The sequence below is a fragment of the Adlercreutzia rubneri genome, assembly GCF_009755265.1.
GTDB lineage: Bacteria > Actinomycetota > Coriobacteriia > Coriobacteriales > Eggerthellaceae > Adlercreutzia > Adlercreutzia rubneri.
On record NZ_WPOO01000011.1, the window covers coordinates 64,209 to 82,547 of the forward strand.

Sequence of the window (18,339 nt, forward strand, 5' to 3'; positions counted from 1 at the left end):
GATGTCAACGGCCCTGGAGAAAGCAGTCCGATGTGTCAGACCGCTCCTGGGATCCTCGCCAAAACCGCCCACCCTACAAGCTCGCCGCCCCGAGACAGTTCACCCCATTGGCCTCGCAGATGGCTCTCAGCTTCTTGTCAAACGTGAAGAGCGTAGCAGCATTGCGCCGAGCGAGGACGAGATAAAGCATATCGTAAACAGGGTGGTTGTTCCGCGCAGCCTCATGAAGCGCCTCCAGCAGAAGCGATTCGTCATCCGCATAACCGTCTATCAAATCAAGCGCATTCTGGAAGAGCTCGATGCCTTCCTCCTCGGAAAGACCCCCTATCCGTATGTACTTCCAAGCCACATTGCCCATTTCGGTTACGAAGCATCGTGGAGCAATGATCGCCTCCCCATTGCCCACAAGCATTCTGAGCGCCTGCCCCGCTTCTCCGCCTTGGGCCATCGCCACGGCGGCATTAGCATCCAGAACGATCATTGACACCCCCCTCGTCTTCGATGTCGGCAAAAGGATCAAGGGATGCCATAATGCGATCGGTGCGCTCTTCCCTTCCCTCTCTTACCAATGCAACGATCTCATCAGTCGTCAGCGTCTTGCACTTCCAGTTCAGTTCATCGAAATTGGCGAAAATCTGCTGACGCCTCTGCGCTCGGGACTCCTCGATTGCCCCTCTTTCCTGCCAGAAGCTTCCCTTTGCGACCCCCGCTGAAGCGAGCTGAATATCACCATTGCGCGGCGCGGGGCGTGACAGACGATCTGCATCGAACGGGAAGGACTCCTGCCGCAGCGCCGATGCCTCGGCCAGCATCTCCTCCACGGCGATGATCGTCTGCTGGGCAATAGAGCGATGGTTGCGCGCCGCGTATTCCTTCAGCTCATCGTAAAGCGTCGCCGGAAAATCCCTTACCTGAAGCGCAGGCATCTCTTGTCCTCTCTTCCGGAGCAATCATTGCATGCATTATACCTACTTTTACATGCATATACAAGCGGCCTAGTGCAATCCCCGTTCTGACTATCGTTCTACCGATAGTCAGAACGGGGTCACCGTGGCGATCGCCCTGGCCCGCGTCCTCGGCTGCTCCGTGGAGGATCTGATGCAGGGGGTGTAAAGATCAATCAGCTGCGCCGTCGACGAGCTTGAGGCCGATGACGCAGCCGACAAGGCCCGCAATGAGTAGGATGCGGGCGAGGCTTGCGGGCTCCGACCCTGTGACCATGCCGTAGATGACCGTGAGCGCCGCGCCGATGCCGACCCACACGGCGTAGGCGGTTCCCGTCGGCAGCGTCTTCACAGCGAAGGAAAGCCCCAGCATGGATAGCACCAGGGCCACAACGAACACAATGGTGGGGCCGACATGGGTGAAGCCCTCGGACTTGCCGAGGGCTATGGCCCACACCGATTCCATGACGCCGGAGGCTATAAGCACCAGCCAACTCATTATTCGTCGATCACCATGGTCGGATTGTCGCGGGTGACGATCTGCTTGGCGAAGATGTCGGCACCCAGGTACTGCTGCACCATGGCGGCCAGCTGGTCGGTGGCAGCCGCCAGATCGTCGGCGCGGGCCGGATCGACGGACTCGATGATGAGGAAGGCCTTCTTCGAATCGTCGGTCAGGGCCGTGCGCTCGCCGTCGCGCCAGTTCCAGCAGCGGCAGATGGCACCGGCATCGTCGCGATAGCACAGCTCGCCTTCCAACGTGGGCGCGTCCTCCTCCTCGCCGAGCGGACGGAACGCATCGCCGCCCTCGGTAATGCCGAGGCGAATGTCACCGGCCATGGCATCGATGTCCTCACCGCCCACGGGCAGCGCGTGCGTAAGCGACACCGTGTTGTAGATGTCCACCGACGGCGTGATGGAGCCCACGGGATTGCCCTTCAGCACGCGCTTCAGCAGGTTCTCGATGGAACAGCGCGCTCCCTTCTTCGTCTTGAACTTCTGGTAGGCGTCGCGCCATACGGCCACCACCTCGTTCTGCGAGATGGTGTTGCTCTCCAGGTGCTGATCGGCCTTTCCGTTGGCCTCGGCCAGAGCGCGCGCGATGGCGGCGGCGTCTTCGGGCGCCACCTCTTCAGTCGGCTTCATGTTGTGAGCCACGACGATGCCGATCTGAGCCTCGGGGAACAGCTCCCAAAACGACTCTTCCGTCACGAACTGCTTCATAGGTCTTCCTTTCTCGACGGCCGTCGCGCCCGCAAAGCCCTCAGCTTCGCGTGCCAGCACAAACGCGACGACCTTCTCCAACGAAAAAGCGCCCGCGGGGCGAACATCTTCAAAGGCCTAACGATGTCCGCACTGCGAGCGCTTCGTGCCTACCCGGCGGCAGGCTATGTGCTTTAAGCTGGCTCCATGATAGCACGATGGCAGCGGCTATATCCAGTTTGGCATTTTCAGAGACCGAACTCCACGAGCAGCGCTTCGCGGTAGGCAGCGTCCTCGGAGACGCGCTTTGCGTCGTCGAGGCGGCCCGCGTCAATAAGACGACCGACGAGAGCTCCTAAGCGATCCATGCCCTGCTCGATACCCTGCTCGATACCCTGCTCGATACCCTGCTCGATACCCTGCTCGATGCCCTGCTCGATGCCCTGCTCCAGAGCCTCTTCCCTGGCCCGGCGACAGCGCATCTCGGTCTCCTGCTCATAGGTCAGCACGCGATTCACCTACTCTCGATCTTCGTTGAACGCATCGACCAGAGCGTCGATCTCTTCCGACAACGGCCCCAAGGCCTCTCCAGTCTGGAGGTATCGTAGCACATCCCGCAAGCCGGGATCAGCAGCTGTCTCCCACGCTGTGGCATTGAGCACCACCCAGGGAGAGCCGTCCCCTACATCAAGATCTCGATAATCAATGCACTGCCGCTCAATCACGTACAATGGGGAGCCTTTGCCATAGGCGTCGAAGGTGCAGACGAACATCACGTAGCTCTCAGGCAGATCACCGAAGTCCGCCCCCGCGCCCAGCTCGCCCACGTCCATGGCGGCCTGGTAGTAGCGCATGCGACGCCCTAGGTCGCGTTCCTTTGCGACTTGCATCTCGATGTCATAGACCCGCCCGTCCCCTCTGGCGAACACATCCAGGCGCACGCCCCGCCCTGACGTCAGCGGCTCGAAGCACTGCTCGGCGTTCAAGTAGGATATCTCGCCCGCCTCTATCCCAAGCGCGGCGCGCAGAATCTTGCGGCAAACATCCTTCTCGCATAGTACTCGATTAAACATCCAGCGGTCCTGGAACCCCAGTTTTCTCTTTGTCATCATGAACCCCCTTCGATCAGCGACAAGTCGATGGAGGGACATTCTGCCAGAGCACGACCGTAGCAATGACGCGGGAAAGTCCCGTTCTATTCCTCGCGCCAACCGCAACGGAGTCGCACTAGAGTCGCATCTTCTACCCGATGCCGCCGTAGAAGATGCCGAGCACGATGACCAGCGCGGTGATGCCCACGAACACGTAGCGGGTGAACACGTTGAACCACGCTCCCAAAGGCTTCTTGCGCCCCAGCTCCGCCTGGCTCTTCGCGAAGCCCGCCGGGCACACCCAGAAGAACATGATGGCCGCCAGGAACGCGCCCGCAGGGATGACGTAGATGGAGATAACGTCCATCCAGTCGCTCACCGAGCTGCCGCCTTCGATAAACAGGCCCACGGCCACGGCAGCCACGGCGATAATGCCCACCGACGCCAACCGCGACAGTCCCAGCTGTTTCTGAAGCGCCTCCACCGGTGCCTCGAACAAATTCATGAGGCTCGTGATGGCGGCGAACACCACGGCCACGAACAGGATGACCGCGAAAACGCCGCCGAAAGGCATCTCCTGAAACACCTGGGCCAGCGTGATGAACAGAAGCGGCGGCCCAGAGGACACGTCCAACCCGAAGGCGAACACCGCCGGCACCACCACGCACGCGGACACGAGCCCCGCGATGGTGTCGAAGATGGCGACGTTCTTCGCCGCGTCCACCACGTCCACGTCTCGCTTCAGGTAGCTGCCGTACACCAGCGTGCCGCAGCCGGCCAACGACAGGCTGAAGAATGCCTGGCCGAGCGCGTACACCCAGGTAGTGGGATTCAGCAGCGCCTCCCAGCGGGGCACGAGCAGGTACAGATAGCCCGCTTCCGCCCCCGGCAGCGTGGCCACGCGGATGGCGATGATGACGAACAGCACGAAGAAGGTGGGCATGAGCACCTTGTTCGCCTTCTCGATGCCCCGGGACACGCCGAGGATCATGATGCCGAAGGTGATGGCCAGCCCCAGCAAGTGGAAACCCACGTTACCGAAGTCCGACGCCATGGCTCCGAAGAAGGCGCCCGTATCGGTTTGGGCCATAAGCTCGCCGGTCATCGCCGAGAACAGGTAATGGCAAGCCCAGCCCAGCACCACGGCATACCCGATGGCCAAGGCGAGCGACCCCAGCGTGGGAATTAGCCCGATGATCTTGCCGATGCGCTCGCCATGCCGCACGCCGCGCATCTCCATGGCGCGCCCGAAAGCGCCCATGGGGCCGGTGCCCATGGCGCGGCCGAAGGCCATCTCCCCGATCACGCCAGTGAAGCCGAGCAGGGCCACGAAGATGAGGTACGGAATGAGGAAGGCCGCGCCGCCCAGCTGGGCCACACGGTAGGGGAACAACCAGATATTGGCCATGCCCACCGCACTGCCCACGCAGGCGAGGATGAACCCGGTGTGGGTGGCCCAGGTGTCGCGACGCCCGCGACCCGAACCGCCCGATGGGTTCGGCGCACCGACGGCCGTCTCCTCTCCGACCTCGATGGCCCGCGCCTCCTCCGCAATGATGTTGTCGTCTCTTGTCGCCACAGCATCCTCCTTGAATTTCTGTGACTTCCATCATAGCGAAAGGCACGAAACGAACAAGCAAGTTCTGGCCAGAGGGAGAATCCTGCACACTTTTCCGGCGCGTTCAACAAGGGGCAGCAACGCCAGCGGGATGCTAGGAATGCAGGAAACCGCTCGCTTCCATTTCGTCGAGCCAGGCGGCCACCTCATCGCGGGACTGAGCGGGAGTGCCGTTGAAATAATGGCGCAACGCATCGGCGATGCCCTCGGCGGAAAGCCCCGTGAGAGCCAGCGCGAGAATGGAGCCTCCCATCTTGTTCATGGCGAAGCACTTGCCCTCGGCATCGTACAGGGAAACGCCCTGGCCGCTTCTTGCCAGATAGGCCCCGGGAGCAAGGGTTCGCGTTTTCATGTCGCCCGTCCTTTCGGCAGCAGATAAAGCAGGACCGAGGACAGAAAGCTCTTGCGCCGATCACTACCAAGAAATAACGACAGTGTAACGGTGACTCCTTGTAAATAACCCCAGGTTAACAGCGATGTCATGTTCTGTTGCCAAAGCGAAATCAATGAGCTGCTCGCTTATAGAAGAACACAATCGAGCGAGCCTTACGATTCCGACGAGCAAAGTCATTTTCGAAATCTCCCAAGAAAATGCCAGTTCGATCCCGCTTTGGCAAGAAGGGGAGGCGGCTGAGGGGTGAAAATGCCAGTTTAGCCCTGCTTTGGTAAGAAACAGCGCCGAAGCTCTTACCATTTCGGGGTCGAACTGGCATTTACTGCATTGTTTCCGAAAAACGGAACCTGTCGGTCGCCTTCGCCTTACACGCAGGCTTCCACCACGGCGGCGATGGCCTCGGCGTGCGCTTGCGCGGCGGCCGGATCAACCGCCTCCACCATCACGCGCACCACCGGCTCGGTGCCACTCGGGCGCAGAAGCACGCGGCCGTCCTCGCCGAGTGCCTCCTCAGCGGAGGCCACGGCAGCGGCCACCTCGGCGCTGTCCTCCACAGCATGCTTGTCGTTCACACGCACGTTAATCAGGGTCTGCGGCATCTTCTCCATGACCTGGATGGCCTCGGCCACGGGCTTGCCGGAACGGATGACCGCCGCCAAGAACTGGCAGGCCGTCATGAGGCCGTCGCCCGTGGAGTTGTGATCGAGCAGAATCATGTGGCCGGACTGCTCGCCGCCGATGGAGTAGCCGTGCTCGCGCATGGCCTCCAGAACGTAGCGGTCGCCTACCTTGGTCTGCACCACGTTGATGCCCATCTCTTTCATGGCGCGCACGAAACCGAAGTTGCACATCACCGTGGACACAACCGTGTCGCCGGCCAGCACGCCGCGTTCGCGCATATCGAGCGCGCAGACCGCTTCCACCATATCGCCGTCGATCTCGGTGCCATCGGGCGCCATGAGCATGACGCGGTCAGCATCGCCATCATGCGCAATACCCACATCGGCACCCGTCTCGGCCATAAGCGCGCGCAGGGGCTCGAGATGAGTGGAGCCGCACCGCACGTTGATGTCCATGCCGTCGAAATCATCGTTGATGACGCTCACCTCGGCGCCCAACCGCCGCAGAGCCTCCGGGGACGTGAGCGAGGAAGCACCGTGACCCGTATCCAAAGCGATGCGCAGGCCCTTGAAGGAAATGCCCTGCTCCTCGATGGAGCAGGCTGCATGATCGATGTAAATGTCGCAAGCGTTTTCCAGCGGAATGACCACGCCCACCTCGGCACCAGCAGGCATCTTGATTTCGGAAGCCAGATAGCTCGTCGCATCGGCGGGAGCATCGGGCGCAGCGGCTTGAGCGGCGCTCCAGGCAGCCTCCTCGGCGGCAGCGGCCTCGCCTTCCAATCCACCGTTGACGATGAAGGCCTCGATCTCGTCTTCCACGGCGTCGGGCAGCTTGAAACCCTGGGCGTCGAAGAACTTGATGCCGTTGTACTCCGGCGGATTGTGAGAGGCGGAGATGACCGCGCCGCCCGCCGCGCGCATCTCGCGCACGAGCAGGGCCACGCCCGGCGTGGGGATGATGCCTGCCTCGAGCACGGTACCACCGGCACTCATGATGCCCGCGGAAAGGGCGGCGCCCAGCATGTCGCCGGAGCGGCGCGTGTCGCGACCCACAACGATAGTCTTGCCGAGATAGATGGCGGCGGCCTGGCCGAGACGATAGGCCATCTCGCAGGTCAGCTCCACATTTGCGATACCGCGCACGCCATCAGTTCCAAACAGTCGGGCCATGAAATCCTTCTTTCCTTCAACTCGGGGGCTCCCCCGAAGTTCTTCATATCGTTTCGCTCGCTCAGGCTGCCGCGAGATTCCCGTCTCTTCCCCGCACAAGACCTGCAGCTGAACGCTACTTTCCGCGTCGTACGAACTCGTCGTGCAAGCGAACGGCGCCGTGCGGCCGCTCTCCTTCGGTCATGCGATTGTTCAGCTCGGCAGCAAACTCGTCGAGCGTGATGCCGTAGCGCTCCAGCACGACGAGAAGATGATACACCACATCGGCGGCCTCGTAGCGCAAATGATCGACCGCCTCGCCGTACTCCGGGGGCAGCTGGACGGAAAGGGGGAAGTCGGCGCCGCCGTCAGCCGTCTCCGCGCCGGTAGTCGTCCCGCCAGCCTCAGTCGCCTCCAACGCCACAGCCGCCGCGAGCGAGGACGTCGCCCAGCCCTCTACGTCCTTGGCGGCCAGGGCCACCTCCCCGGACTCTTCCATGACCTTCTTCAGCACGCCGTCGACGTTGCCAGTCAGAAGCCGGTAGGTGTAGCTCGCCTCGTCGGCGTCGCGACGCGCGGCGATAGTGGCAGCGAGCGCCTCCAACGTCGCGCCAATCTGCGAGGCCGGGGCCGCCTCGCCTTCGGGGATGAACGTCTTGTTGACCATTGAATGCAGCACTTTCTCTCGGGCAGCCACCATGATATTTCTCTCCATGATACCCAACCACAAAAAGCAGGGGCGGCCCGAAAGCCGCCCCTGATAAAAATCACAGGTTTCGAGAAGATGACGCGAGCCGTCGGCCCCACCGCCTTACGCTTCTTCGGGTTCCAAATCGTCCAAAGCCGGTGCGGCAGACGTTTTCGCCTTCCCGCCACCGCGAACCGAGGAGAGGGCATTGGCGAAGGGAACGGGCTTGCCGCTGACGACGCGGAAGGCGATGGCACTTGTGGGACAAGCATCGATGCAGTCGCCGCAGCGGGCGCAGTCGTGCAGGGGCAGCTCGCCCAAATCGGGATGACGCAGGTTCACATCGAAGGTGCAGGCCGTGGCGCAGCGGCTGCAGGCCGTACCCTTGGCTGTTTCCAGGCAGCGCTCGTTGTCGATGACCGGCATGCCCGTGCGGCTGAAGCGGGAGAAAAGGCTCATGAACGCCGAGATGGGGCAGAACCGGCCGCACCATTTGCGCAAGAATACCAGCTCAATGACAAGCATGGCCGGCACGAACAGAAGCGACCAGTTCAAGTCGCCCGCGCCGAACAGGCTCACCAGCAAGGCCACCGCTGCGAAAGTGAGGCCCACGGGGCACACGAGGCAGAACACGGGGAACCCGAACACAGCCGTCGTCAGCAGCGCACCGCCGAGCACCGCATGGCGCGAGTCGAAAGGCGCGTTGCGCTTGGCGTGGCAGGCTCCGCAGGCGGCGCAGTCGTGAGTCGCCGACGCCTCTTTCAGCGCTGCGATCTCCTCGGCGGCGAGGGCCTGGTTCGCTTGAGAGAGGGCCTCCGCCTCCTGCTCGCGCGTTTTCACGGGCTTGAAGAACTCCTTCACTCGGCGCCACAGGGTCACGGGGCAGATCCAGCCGCAGAACAGGCGGCCCAAAAGCAGCACGAGGGCGATGGCCACCACGATGCTCAGCACCGCACGCGGGATGAGGGTCTTGGCCGCCACCATGGATAGCAGCGCGCCCACCGGGCACAGAACCGCGATGTCGTTCGCCCCGAATCCGCACCAGGTTCCCGTGGCCACGCCGGCAATAAAGCAGACGGCCAGCGCCGCAAAAGCCACCGCGGCCACCGCAGTGCGCGCATTCTTGAACTTCATGACGACCCCCTACCCTTCCAGCGGCTTCACGACAATGGCACGCTCCGAGGCGTTCATGGTGGAGCCGGCCTGGGCCGACACGCACACGGCCTCGCAGGCGCCGCAACCGTTGCACTTCTCGGCATCCACCACGGGCAGCCGCGTGTCCAGGGCATCCGTCGCATCGGCGTTCTGGTAGTAGATGGCCGCATTCTCCTCGCCACGCACCTGGATGCACACGTCGTGGCAGAAAGCGCAGAAGCTGCTGCGGTAGGCGATGCACGTTTCGGTATTCAGTACCGCCACGCCAATGACCTCGGTTTCGGGTGCGTAATCGACCGGCAGCTGCAAAGCCCCGGAAGGGCACACAGCCGCGCAGAGGGGCACGCCTCCGTTGCGCTCGGCGCAGAAATCGCAGTAGCGGAAATCGTCCAGCTGACCGGGGTAGCAGTCGGAGAACTCCATGCGCGGCGTGCGCATATTCAGCACGCCCGCATCAAGAGAGGCAGCCACGATCACCTTCTCGGGGCACGCCTCGATGCAGCGGTAGCAGTGCACGCAGCGGGACACCAGGTTCTCCTCGTCCTGTCCTCCCGGCGGTCGCACGAGCGGCTCGCTGCCCACATAGCGCAGCGCCCCCAGCCCGGCCATGGCCACGGTAGCGCCCACGCCAATACACAACGTCCGCCGCGTCAACGGATTTCCACCAGCCATGCTCATCCTCCTCTCTCGGACTTATCAACAGGAATGGGAGCGACCGATCAACCAGCCGCTCCCGTTCCAAGCGCTTCTAGGAAAGCGCGCTCGTCTCCACCCAGATGGCGGGACGCACGCCCACGTTGCCGCCGAGCGTGCTCTTAAGCTCGGAGCCGTGGTCGTCGAAGCCGTCGTGCAGCTCGCCGGCCATGCGGTAGCCGTCGCCGTGCACATAGCCGTCGTCGGTCACCGCCGAGGCGTAGCCGGCATAGTAGCCGTTGGAACGCAGCCACCAGGCCGCCGCGCCGTCGGGCTGCTCGTCGTTGCTCGCCACGCCCACATACACGCCCTGTCTCACGGCGTAGTCGGTAGGATGGGCCACACGAGCAGCGTTGTTGGCGAAGTACTGCTTCGCCTCGGCCAGGCTCAGCAGAAAGACCTGATCAGTCGTCTCCTCGGCCGCATGCACCGACGGGTCAGCCGCCGTGGCCGCCGTGTGGGACACGTTGTTCTTCGCATCGGTCAGCGTCGTGGCGGCAATGGCACCCTGCTCATCGGCGCTGAAGGCGGCCTTCAAGAACTCGCCGTTCAGCCACGTGCGGATCGAGCTCGTCGCCCACTCAATGTCCTTCTGGGGGCGTGGCGACTGCACCGACCACTGGTACGGCTCGGCCGTGTTGTCGTAGGGCACGGCATCCAGCACCGACTCGCTGATGAGCAGCGTCTTGCCGTTCTCCTCGGCAAGCGCAAGCCACGTGATGTCCTGACCCTGGTAGCTGCCGAAAGTGACCGTATCGAAGCTCTGCTCGTCAGCGGTGTTGGCACCGGTATAGGCCAGTTGGGTGTTGTCGCCCTTGGAAGGGTCGCTCACCGGCGCGCTTTCCGTAGCGCACCCGGCGAGGCCAAGTGCGAGCGCTCCGGCGGCAAGCGCCAGGCCAGCCCGCTTGTATATTCCTCGCATGAGAACCTCCTTGTCTCATTTCTCGAAGGGCGGGGAGGCGCACGCGCACGCGGCCTCCCCGAAGCCCGCTAGTACAGCATGAACAGGGTCTCGCCCATGGTGTACATCATGATGCGCAGAGCCACGGCGCACACCAGGCCGGCGATGGCAACCACGGCGCCCCATACCTTCCACGCTCCCTGCTTCTTGCCCAAAAGCGCGCCGACGAGGGCGACCACCAGGGCGATGACCGCCACCACGAGGGCTGCCAGCGAGTCGCCCGTGAACAGCGACACATTGGCCGGGTTGGCCATAGCCACGTTCGGGTGCGTCGGATCGAAGTAGTACTGGAAGGACTGGAAGGTGGCGCTCGAGGCCTCCATGGCGAACATGTAGGCCGCCGAGAGCACGGCATTCACAGCCGCGCCGATGACCGTAAGAAGGCCGATGCCCTCGATCTCGACGCCCTTCACGGCACCGATGAAGGCCACGGTGGCCGGGCCCATGACGCAGGCCGCGCCCAGAAGCGACAGCAGCTGCAGCACCGTGTCCCAGGCGGGCAGCGACGGCATCATGTAGCTGTGGCCCATGGCCACGATGAGCACGAGCACCACCACGATGCCCACCACGGCCAGCCACTGGGGCACCGTGTCATCCTCGGAGCGGCGCAGCATCAGGAAGAACAGCACCATGACCACCGCCAGAAGCACAATGGCGATGAGCTCCTGGGTAATGCCCGAGGTGATGTGCCCGAACCCGTTGAACAGGTTGAACGGATGGGTCAGGTGGAACACGACGGCGATGCCGCCCACCACGAGCACCACGGCCGAGCAGATGAGCGCCGGCAGCTGCACCGCGCCGCCGCGCTTCTGCAGCGCGAGGATGCACTGGGTGCCGAAGATGCCCGCGGCCCAGGCCAGAAAGCTCGTGAAGATGACGAGCGGGATTTGAATTTCCATGGGCTACTCGACCCCCTGCCGCTTGATGTTGCGCATGATGTAGAACATGCTCGGTCCGTTGCCCACATCGGTGAGCTTGTACACCTGATCCTCGGTGAAGTCGTTCACGAAGTCGCCCAACCGCTCGCCGCGCGGGCCCTCGAAGGACTCGATACCCTGCTCGGCATCGCCGTACCAGCGGGCCATGCCGCAGCACTGGCTCACGCACTGGGGCAGCTCGCCCTGAGCCGTGCGCTGCTGGCACAGCGTGCACTTCTCCACGACGCCCTCCTCCTCGTTGAGGTAGCGCACGCCGTAGGGGCAGCTCATGACGCAGAACTGGCAGCCGATGCACTTCGACTTGTCAATCTGAATGGTGCCGTCGGGCAGCTTGTGCGACGCCTCGGTGGGACACACCGACACGCACTGGGGGTTCTCGCAGTGCTGGCACTGCACGTTCAAAAAGTAGGTTTCGACATCCGGGTACTGGCCGGAACCGCCCTCCTTGGGGGTGGGGCCCACGCGCAGGGTCTTGTTCCAGAAGTTGCCGATGGGCACACCGTTGACCACTTTGCAGGACACGCTGCAAGCGAGGCATCCCACGCACCGGTCGAGGTCGGTGCAAATAGCAAGCTGTGTCATTTCTCCCACTCCTTTCTCTTACGCGTCGAACTTGTCGGGGTGAATGCCCTCGGCGCCGATGGCCCACAGCTTCAGGCGCGGATCGGACGAGTCGTGGATGATCTCGGTGCCGTCGTTGCCGCAGGGGATGGGGTTGCCGAAGGGGCTGTTCTCGGGCGTGGCCTTGTACACCTTCACCGGATAGCCGCGTACCGTGGACGAGCCGTTGTACTTGTCCTGGGCCGTGCGGTCGGTGATGCAGTTGATGCAGGACAGCTTGAAGCCCTTGTCGGCCTGGGCCAGCTCCGGGTACCACCACTGGTGCTCGCAGTTGATAGTGCCGGGCGCGATGCCGTAGTAGAGGTCCACGGTCTGGCGCACCTTGCCCCAGGGGCTCTCGATCCAGGCCCAATCGCCCTGCTCCAGGCCGAGCTCGGCGGCTGTCTCCGGGTTGATCTCCATGCGGGGAACCGGCCACAGCTCGCGACACCACGGCAGCTGGCGATGCTCGCTGTGGAAGTACACGGGGATGCGGCGGCCGGTGATGCAGAGGATCGGGTACTCCTCGTAGGTTTCCGCGTCGCGCACCCGGGAGTGGATGCCCTCCACGTAGTAGGGCAGAGCCTCGGTGTGGAAGCCCGGCGTCACCTCGGGGCCGTCGGAGCCCTCGGGGAAGTGGGACTCGATGGTGGTGGCCCACAGCTCGTGCTTCATGGTCGGCGTGGGGAAGCCGGGAATGTTGATGTTCAGCTTCGTCGGCTGCTGATGCGGCGCCTTGCGGTAGGCCTGGCCGATCTCGTAGCGGCGGTAGGAGCCCCAGTCGTCCGGGAACACTTCCTTCATGTTCCAGGTGCCGTGCTCCTGGTAGGCGGCCACGAAGTCGTCCCAGGAGTCATAGGGAGCGCAGCCGCCGCCGTGCTCGGCATCGAGGGCGAGGCTCCTGCCAGCTACAACAGCCTGAACGATACGAACTACCTGGAGCAATTGGTGGAAGGCGATGCCGACATCTTGCTGGCCTATGCCGAACTGGACAAGCTCGATAATTTGGGACTTGCCTACATTCCGCTCATTCGTTCGCCCTTCGTTGCCATGGTCTCTATGGACAGCCCCCTGGCCTCTATGAAGTCGGTGACCATGGACGATCTGCGCAGCTACCGCTTCGTGAAATTCGCCGACGGCTATTCCTTGTCGGGCTGGACCAACATCGAACGCGTCTGCCAAGAGCACGGCTACACGCCCCGCACCCGGGCGGTACTCGGGCGCACCTACATGAACTACTGCGCTATTCCGCTGGGTGTGGAAGACGTCATGATCCTGCAGGCATCCATGCCCCAGCTGCGCTACCTGTCGGACTTCTCCCGCGTGACGGTGCTTCCCGTGACCGACGACGATGCGGCCTTCCGGCTGTACGCCATCTACAAGAAGGACAACTACGAACGCGTGCGGCCGGCCCTGGACGCCTACACCCGCGCCCGCAAGATCATCCTCAACCACGGCAAATCCGGCACCCTGGTCGACAGCGAGTAGCCGCGCACAAAGGGAAGCTGCGCTCAGTGGCCAAATTCCGAATGCCAGCTGCAAGTTCGAAGAGCTTGAAGCGACGTTTTGGTCAATTATCGGTCGTTAGCTGCAAACCGAAAAGGCGGCTTGCTTTGTACCAATATTCGTCGACGCACTGACCTGGGAATATTTTCCGAGCAGCCAGCCTGATTTCGTCGCTATAGCCTCCATGGTCAAAAACAGGTACCTAGCTGCCAGCTGGCAGCTACTTTTTGGCCATTTGGCGCCCCGCGGGAACAGCAAACACAAAAAGGGGCGGCCCGAAGGTCGCCCCAATAGAAAACTCCCGAGTTCGTCCAAGGAAGTCAGTGATGCTTCGCAAGGACAGGCGAAACCAATTTACTCCTCGCCGTCTTCCATGGCCTGGTTGGAAGCCGCCTCGTCCTCGGCGCTGGTGAAGCCGAAGCCGAGGGAGCCCAAGCCGCCCATGTTGCCGAGCAGCGCGTCAAGCTCCTCCAGGTTGCGCTGGTAGGAGCGCGGAGGCAGGGCCTCGCCGAGCATCTCCTCGCCGTCGGTGTTGAACGTCGGGGGCTCGTCGCCGCCGATGAGGATGGTGTCGTCAGGCGAGAACACCATGTCCAAGAGCTGGCTCGTGTCGTCGGAGGAAGCCGCCAGGTCGTCCTCGATGACGTGCATGAGGTCGCGGGCCGCCAAGCCCTCCTTCAGCTCCTCGATGGCCTTCACGCCGATGCCCTCGATGCGCAGCAGATCCTCCTCGGTATGACCCAGCAGGTCGGCCACGGTCTCGATGCCCGCCTCGGAGAACTTGTTCGCCCAGCGCTGGGACACGCCCAGATCGTCGTAGATGTACAGGCGCGCGTCCTCGTCGGACAGGTTGTGGCCGCGGTGCCCCGAAAGAGCGCTGTAGTAGCCACCGAACGAGCCCGAGGAGTTGAAGTAGCCGTCGCTGTCGAGCGACCAATCCTGAGGCTGGGGCAGCAGATCCTCGATCTCGCGCAGCGCATCCGGCGCGAAGTCGGGCAGCGCGTCCCCGGTGACCTTCTCCACCGGACGGCCCTTGTAGGTGAGACCCACATCGCGGTAGCGACGCAGACCCGTGCCGGCGGGAATGGGCTTGCCGATGATGACGTTCTCCTTCAGGCTGGCCAAGTGATCGGTCTTGCCCTCGATGGCGGCGTCGGTGAGCACCTTGGTGGTCTCCTGGAACGACGCGGCGGACAGCCACGAATCCGTTGCCAGCGACGCCTTGGTGATGCCGAGCAGCAGCGGCTGGCCCACCGGCGGCTCCTTGCCCTCGGCGATCAGCTCGTTGGCCACCTTCTCGAACTCGAAGCGGTTCACCTGACGGCCCGGCAGGAAGTCGGAGTCGCCGGCATCGAGCACGGCCACCTTGCGCAGCATCTGGCGCGCGATGACCTCGATGTGCTTGTCGTTGATATCCACGCCCTGGGACACGTACACGTCCTGAACCTGGCCCACGATGTAGCGCAGCGTCGTGTTCGGGTCGGTAAGGCGCAGAAGATCGTGGGGGTTCACGGAACCCTTGGTCAGCTGCTGGCCCACGCGCACCTCGCACCCGTCAAACACGCCCGGCAGAAGCTGGGCACGGGCGCTCACCACGTACTCGCGGTAGTTGCCCTCCTGGTCGTGGATGGTGATGGTCTTCGACATCTTGTCGCCGGTGACCTGCATGGTGCCGGAGATTTCCGCGAGCACTGCCTGGCCCTTGGGCTTGCGGGCCTCGAACAGCTCCTGAACACGAGGCAGACCGTGGGTGATGTCCTCGCCGGCAACGCCGCCGGTGTGGAACGTACGCATCGTCAGCTGGGTGCCGGGCTCGCCGATGGACTGGGCGGCGATGATGCCCACCGCCGTGCCGATGTTCACCGGACGGGCCGTGGCCAGATCCCACCCGTAGCACTTCTGGCAGACGCCGTGCTCGGCATGGCAGGTCATGATCGTACGGATCGTGACCTCCTCGATGCCGGCGGCATCAAGCTCGCGCAGCTGAGCCATGGAGTGCAAGTAGGTACCGGCCTCGGCGAGGATCTCGCCGGTCTCGGGCGCCACCACATCTTCCAGGAGGCAGCGGCCGATGAGGTTCTCGTCCACCTCGTTCTTCTCGTTGCGCACACGGTAGGGCACGCCCTCGGTGGTGCCGCAGTCGATCTCGCGGATGATGACGTCCTGGGCCACGTCCACAAGACGACGGGTCAGGTAACCCGAGTCGGCGGTACGAAGCGCCGTGTCGGCCAGGCCCTTGCGGGCGCCATGGGTGGAAATGAAGTATTCCAGAACGGACAGACCCTCGCGGAAGTTCGCCTTAATCGGACGGTCGATGATCTCGCCCTTCGGGTCGGACATAAGGCCGCGCATACCGGCGAGCTGGCGAATCTGTTTGATGTTGCCTCGAGCGCCGGAGAAGGCCATCATGTAGATGGGGTTGAACTTGTCGAAGTTCTCCGCCATGGCCTCGCCGACCTCCTCGTTGGCATCGTTCCAGATGTCGACGACCTGCTTGTGGCGCTCCTCGTTGGACATGAGGCCCATCTCGTAGTCCTCGTCGATGGCGGCGACGCGCTCATCGGCCTGGGCGAGAATGGCCGGCTTGGAGGGCGGGATGGTGGCGTCGTACACCGACACGGTAACACCGGCGCGGGTGGCGTAGTGGAAACCGGCGTCCTTCAGACCGTCGAGAATCGGCGGCACCTCGGACAGATCGTAGGTGTTGGTGACGTCCTCGACCAGGCGGCTGATCTCCTTCTTGTTCATCTCATAGTTCAGGAAGGGATAGTCCGGCGGCAGCACATCGTTGAAGATGATGCGGCCGACGCTCGTCTCGATGCGCTCGCCCTCCTTGTGGTCCTCGAACACGCCGAAGGCGGTGGCCACCTTCGTGTTGTAGGGCAGACGCACCTGGATCTTGGCCTGCAGGTCCAGATCGGCGCGGGCGTCGTAGGCGTTCAGGGCGTCATCGAAATCGATGAACATGCGACCCTCGCCGGGGAAGCCGTCGCGCATGGCCGTCAGGTAGTACAGGCCGATGATCATGTCCTGGGTCGGCACGGTCAGCGGATGGCCGTGGGCCGGGGACTTGATGTTGTTAGAGGACAGCATCAGCACGCGGGCCTCGGCCTGAGCCTCGGCGCCCAGCGGCACGTGCACAGCCATCTGGTCGCCGTCGAAGTCGGCGTTGAAGGCGGTGCAGACGAGCGGATGCAGCTTGATGGCCTTGCCCTCGACGAGCACCGGCTCGAAGGCCTGGATGCCCAGACGGTGCAGGGTTGGTGCGCGGTTCAGCAGCACCGGATGGTCGACGATGACCTCTTCCAGCACGTCCCACACGTAGCTGGCACCGCGATCGACGGCACGCTTGGCGGCCTTGATGTTGGCGGCATACTCAAGCTCGACCAGGCGCTTCATGACGAAGGGCTTGAACAGCTCCAGCGCCATCTGCTGAGGCAGACCGCACTGGTGCAGCTTCAGCGACGGGCCGACGACGATAACGGAACGGCCGGAGTAGTCGACGCGCTTGCCGAGCAGGTTCTGGCGGAAGCGGCCCTGCTTGCCCTTGAGCATATCGGAGATGGACTTCAGCGGACGGTTGCCGGGGCCGGTCACGGGGCGACCGCGACGGCCGTTGTCGAACAGCGAGTCCACGGCCTCCTGCAGCATGCGCTTCTCGTTGTTGATGATGATCTCGGGAGCACCGAGGTCGAGCAGGCGCTTCAGGCGGTTGTTGCGGTTGATGACGCGGCGGTACAGATCGTTCAGATCCGACGTGGCGAAGCGGCCGCCGTCGAGCTGCACCATGGGGCGCAGATCGGGCGGAATGACCGGGATGACGTCCAGGATCATGTCGGAAGGCTTGTTGTCCGACTTGAGGAACGCATCCACCACCTTCAGGCGCTTCACGGCCTTGGCGCGCTTCTGGCCCTTGCCCGTGGCGATGACCTCGCGCAGCTCTTCAGAGGTCGCCTCCAGATCCATGGCGTCCAGAAGGTCGCGCACCGACTCGGCGCCCATGCCGCCGGTGAAGTAGTCGCGGTAGTTCGCGCGCATCTCGCGGTAGAGGGCCTCGTCGCCGATGAGCTGCTTCGGCTCGATCTTCAGGAAGGCGTCGAACGCGTCCTGGCGCAGGGCCTTGCGCTCGTTGAACTCCTCGTAGATGTCGGCGATCTCCTCTTCCACCTCTTCGGGGGTGAGGCGCTCGTCGTCATCGAGATCGTCGACGAAGTCGTCCTCCTCCGGCACGTAGTCGGTGGACAGCTTGCGGGTGGCCTCGATAAGGCGGTCGCGCTCGGCGTCCAGCTCTTCCATATCGGCGGCAAGCTCGTCGCGCAAGTCGTCGATGTCCTCCTCGCGGGCCTCTTTATCCACCGAGGTGATGATGGAGCTGGCGAAGTACAGAACCTTCTCAAGCTCCTTCGGCGGAATGTCCAGAAGGTAGCCCAGACGCGACGGGGAGCCCTTGAAGTACCAGATGTGGCTCACGGGCGCGGCCAGCTCGATGTGGCCCATGCGCTCGCGGCGCACCTTGGAGCGGGTGACCTCCACGCCGCAGCGCTCGCAGACGATACCCTTGAAGCGAACGCGCTTGTACTTGCCGCAGGCGCACTCCCAGTCCTTGGTGGGACCGAAGATCTTCTCGCAGTACAGGCCGTCCTTCTCAGGCTTCAAGGTACGGTAGTTGATGGTCTCGGGCTTCTTTACCTCGCCGCGGGACCAGCTGCGCACGTCCTCGGCGGAAGCGAGCGAAATGCGCAGGGCGTCGAAGTTGTTGACGTCGAATTCCGTCAT

Annotated in this window: 18 protein-coding genes; 1 reads left to right on the forward strand and 17 read right to left on the reverse strand. The window is 63.3% G+C overall.

What is annotated here, in order from left to right:
- Positions 1 to 73: 73 nt before the first annotated feature.
- The 16 genes from GO707_RS07465 to GO707_RS07540 form a co-directional block, all read right to left on the reverse strand.
- On the reverse strand, positions 74 to 481 hold the full coding sequence (locus tag GO707_RS07465) for a type II toxin-antitoxin system VapC family toxin (RefSeq protein ID WP_117284201.1): 408 nt from the start codon (positions 479 to 481) through the stop codon (positions 74 to 76).
- Positions 462 to 926, reverse strand: coding sequence for an argininosuccinate lyase (locus GO707_RS07470; RefSeq protein ID WP_117284202.1), 465 nt, complete (start codon positions 924 to 926; stop codon positions 462 to 464). Before GO707_RS07470 ends, GO707_RS07465 begins: the two co-directional genes overlap by 20 nt.
- Before the next feature lie 190 nt (positions 927 to 1,116).
- Positions 1,117 to 1,443 (reverse strand): DMT family transporter, encoded by a 327-nt coding sequence (locus GO707_RS07475; protein ID WP_157012681.1) that lies wholly within the window; start codon positions 1,441 to 1,443, stop codon positions 1,117 to 1,119.
- Entirely contained in the window at positions 1,443 to 2,168 is a 726-nt protein-coding gene (locus GO707_RS07480; protein WP_157012682.1) for a B3/B4 domain-containing protein, read from the reverse strand. The genes GO707_RS07475 and GO707_RS07480 overlap by 1 nt, the downstream gene beginning before the upstream one ends.
- Before the next feature lie 227 nt (positions 2,169 to 2,395).
- Positions 2,396 to 2,656, reverse strand: a complete 261-nt coding sequence (locus GO707_RS12045) for a hypothetical protein (protein ID WP_198161043.1) — start codon at positions 2,654 to 2,656, stop codon at positions 2,396 to 2,398.
- Between the two features lie 9 nt (positions 2,657 to 2,665).
- Positions 2,666 to 3,259, reverse strand: coding sequence for an Rpn family recombination-promoting nuclease/putative transposase (locus GO707_RS07490; protein WP_198161044.1), 594 nt, complete (start codon positions 3,257 to 3,259; stop codon positions 2,666 to 2,668).
- Between the two features lie 130 nt (positions 3,260 to 3,389).
- The gene (locus GO707_RS07495) at positions 3,390 to 4,817 is read right to left on the reverse strand and encodes a sodium-dependent transporter (protein ID WP_227069755.1); all 1,428 of its coding nucleotides are present in this window, start codon (positions 4,815 to 4,817) and stop codon (positions 3,390 to 3,392) included.
- Between the two features lie 133 nt (positions 4,818 to 4,950).
- Complete coding sequence (locus GO707_RS07500; protein WP_157012684.1) at positions 4,951 to 5,208, reverse strand: PqqD family protein; 258 nt, start codon at positions 5,206 to 5,208, stop codon at positions 4,951 to 4,953.
- Positions 5,209 to 5,615: 407 nt separating this feature from the next.
- A complete protein-coding gene (locus GO707_RS07505; protein ID WP_157012685.1) occupies positions 5,616 to 7,043 on the reverse strand; it encodes a phosphoglucosamine mutase in 1,428 nt (475 codons plus the stop codon).
- 115 nt (positions 7,044 to 7,158) lie between these two features.
- The gene (locus tag GO707_RS07510) at positions 7,159 to 7,722 is read right to left on the reverse strand and encodes a phosphoribosyl-ATP pyrophosphatase (protein WP_232325695.1); all 564 of its coding nucleotides are present in this window, start codon (positions 7,720 to 7,722) and stop codon (positions 7,159 to 7,161) included.
- Between the two features lie 111 nt (positions 7,723 to 7,833).
- Positions 7,834 to 8,844 (reverse strand): 4Fe-4S binding protein, encoded by a 1,011-nt coding sequence (locus GO707_RS07515; protein WP_157012686.1) that lies wholly within the window; start codon positions 8,842 to 8,844, stop codon positions 7,834 to 7,836.
- Positions 8,845 to 8,853: 9 nt separating this feature from the next.
- Complete coding sequence (locus GO707_RS07520) at positions 8,854 to 9,537, reverse strand: 4Fe-4S dicluster domain-containing protein (protein WP_232325697.1); 684 nt, start codon at positions 9,535 to 9,537, stop codon at positions 8,854 to 8,856.
- A 76-nt stretch (positions 9,538 to 9,613) separates the two neighbouring features.
- A complete protein-coding gene (locus tag GO707_RS07525; protein WP_157012688.1) occupies positions 9,614 to 10,480 on the reverse strand; it encodes a DUF6273 domain-containing protein in 867 nt (288 codons plus the stop codon).
- 68 nt (positions 10,481 to 10,548) lie between these two features.
- Positions 10,549 to 11,418 (reverse strand): dimethyl sulfoxide reductase anchor subunit family protein, encoded by an 870-nt coding sequence (locus GO707_RS07530; protein WP_157012689.1) that lies wholly within the window; start codon positions 11,416 to 11,418, stop codon positions 10,549 to 10,551.
- Between the two features lie 3 nt (positions 11,419 to 11,421).
- Positions 11,422 to 12,039 (reverse strand): 4Fe-4S dicluster domain-containing protein, encoded by a 618-nt coding sequence (locus GO707_RS07535; RefSeq protein ID WP_157012690.1) that lies wholly within the window; start codon positions 12,037 to 12,039, stop codon positions 11,422 to 11,424.
- A gap of 18 nt (positions 12,040 to 12,057) precedes the next feature.
- On the reverse strand, positions 12,058 to 12,894 hold the full coding sequence (locus GO707_RS07540) for a molybdopterin dinucleotide binding domain-containing protein (RefSeq protein ID WP_278980952.1): 837 nt from the start codon (positions 12,892 to 12,894) through the stop codon (positions 12,058 to 12,060).
- Between the two features lie 39 nt (positions 12,895 to 12,933).
- Here GO707_RS07540 and GO707_RS07545 point away from each other — a divergent pair, with 39 nt between their 5' ends.
- Positions 12,934 to 13,545 carry a LysR family transcriptional regulator substrate-binding protein gene (locus GO707_RS07545; protein WP_198161045.1) on the forward strand — a complete coding sequence of 204 codons (612 nt, stop codon included), beginning with the start codon at positions 12,934 to 12,936 and terminating at the stop codon, positions 13,543 to 13,545.
- Positions 13,546 to 13,917: 372 nt separating this feature from the next.
- Here the strand turns inward: GO707_RS07545 and GO707_RS07550 are convergent, their stop codons facing one another.
- Positions 13,918 to 18,339, reverse strand: coding sequence for a DNA-directed RNA polymerase subunit beta' (locus GO707_RS07550; protein WP_157012692.1), 4,422 nt, complete (start codon positions 18,337 to 18,339; stop codon positions 13,918 to 13,920).

Coding starts and splice junctions, on each gene's coding strand:
- GO707_RS07490 (WP_198161044.1), bottom strand. CDS start 3,259: ATGATGACAAAGAGAAAACTGGGGTTCCAGGACCGCTGGATGTTTAAT.
- GO707_RS07510 (WP_232325695.1), bottom strand. CDS start 7,722: ATGGTGGCTGCCCGAGAGAAAGTGCTGCATTCAATGGTCAACAAGACG.
- GO707_RS07500 (WP_157012684.1), bottom strand. CDS start 5,208: ATGAAAACGCGAACCCTTGCTCCCGGGGCCTATCTGGCAAGAAGCGGC.
- GO707_RS07475 (WP_157012681.1), bottom strand. CDS start 1,443: ATGAGTTGGCTGGTGCTTATAGCCTCCGGCGTCATGGAATCGGTGTGG.
- GO707_RS07520 (WP_232325697.1), bottom strand. CDS start 9,537: ATGGCTGGTGGAAATCCGTTGACGCGGCGGACGTTGTGTATTGGCGTG.
- GO707_RS07505 (WP_157012685.1), bottom strand. CDS start 7,043: ATGGCCCGACTGTTTGGAACTGATGGCGTGCGCGGTATCGCAAATGTG.
- GO707_RS07530 (WP_157012689.1), bottom strand. CDS start 11,418: ATGGAAATTCAAATCCCGCTCGTCATCTTCACGAGCTTTCTGGCCTGG.
- GO707_RS07465 (WP_117284201.1), bottom strand. CDS start 481: ATGATCGTTCTGGATGCTAATGCCGCCGTGGCGATGGCCCAAGGCGGA.
- GO707_RS07515 (WP_157012686.1), bottom strand. CDS start 8,844: ATGAAGTTCAAGAATGCGCGCACTGCGGTGGCCGCGGTGGCTTTTGCG.
- GO707_RS07525 (WP_157012688.1), bottom strand. CDS start 10,480: ATGCGAGGAATATACAAGCGGGCTGGCCTGGCGCTTGCCGCCGGAGCG.
- GO707_RS07470 (WP_117284202.1), bottom strand. CDS start 926: ATGCCTGCGCTTCAGGTAAGGGATTTTCCGGCGACGCTTTACGATGAG.
- GO707_RS07480 (WP_157012682.1), bottom strand. CDS start 2,168: ATGAAGCAGTTCGTGACGGAAGAGTCGTTTTGGGAGCTGTTCCCCGAG.
- GO707_RS07535 (WP_157012690.1), bottom strand. CDS start 12,039: ATGACACAGCTTGCTATTTGCACCGACCTCGACCGGTGCGTGGGATGC.
- GO707_RS07550 (WP_157012692.1), bottom strand. CDS start 18,339: ATGACGGAATTCGACGTCAACAACTTCGACGCCCTGCGCATTTCGCTC.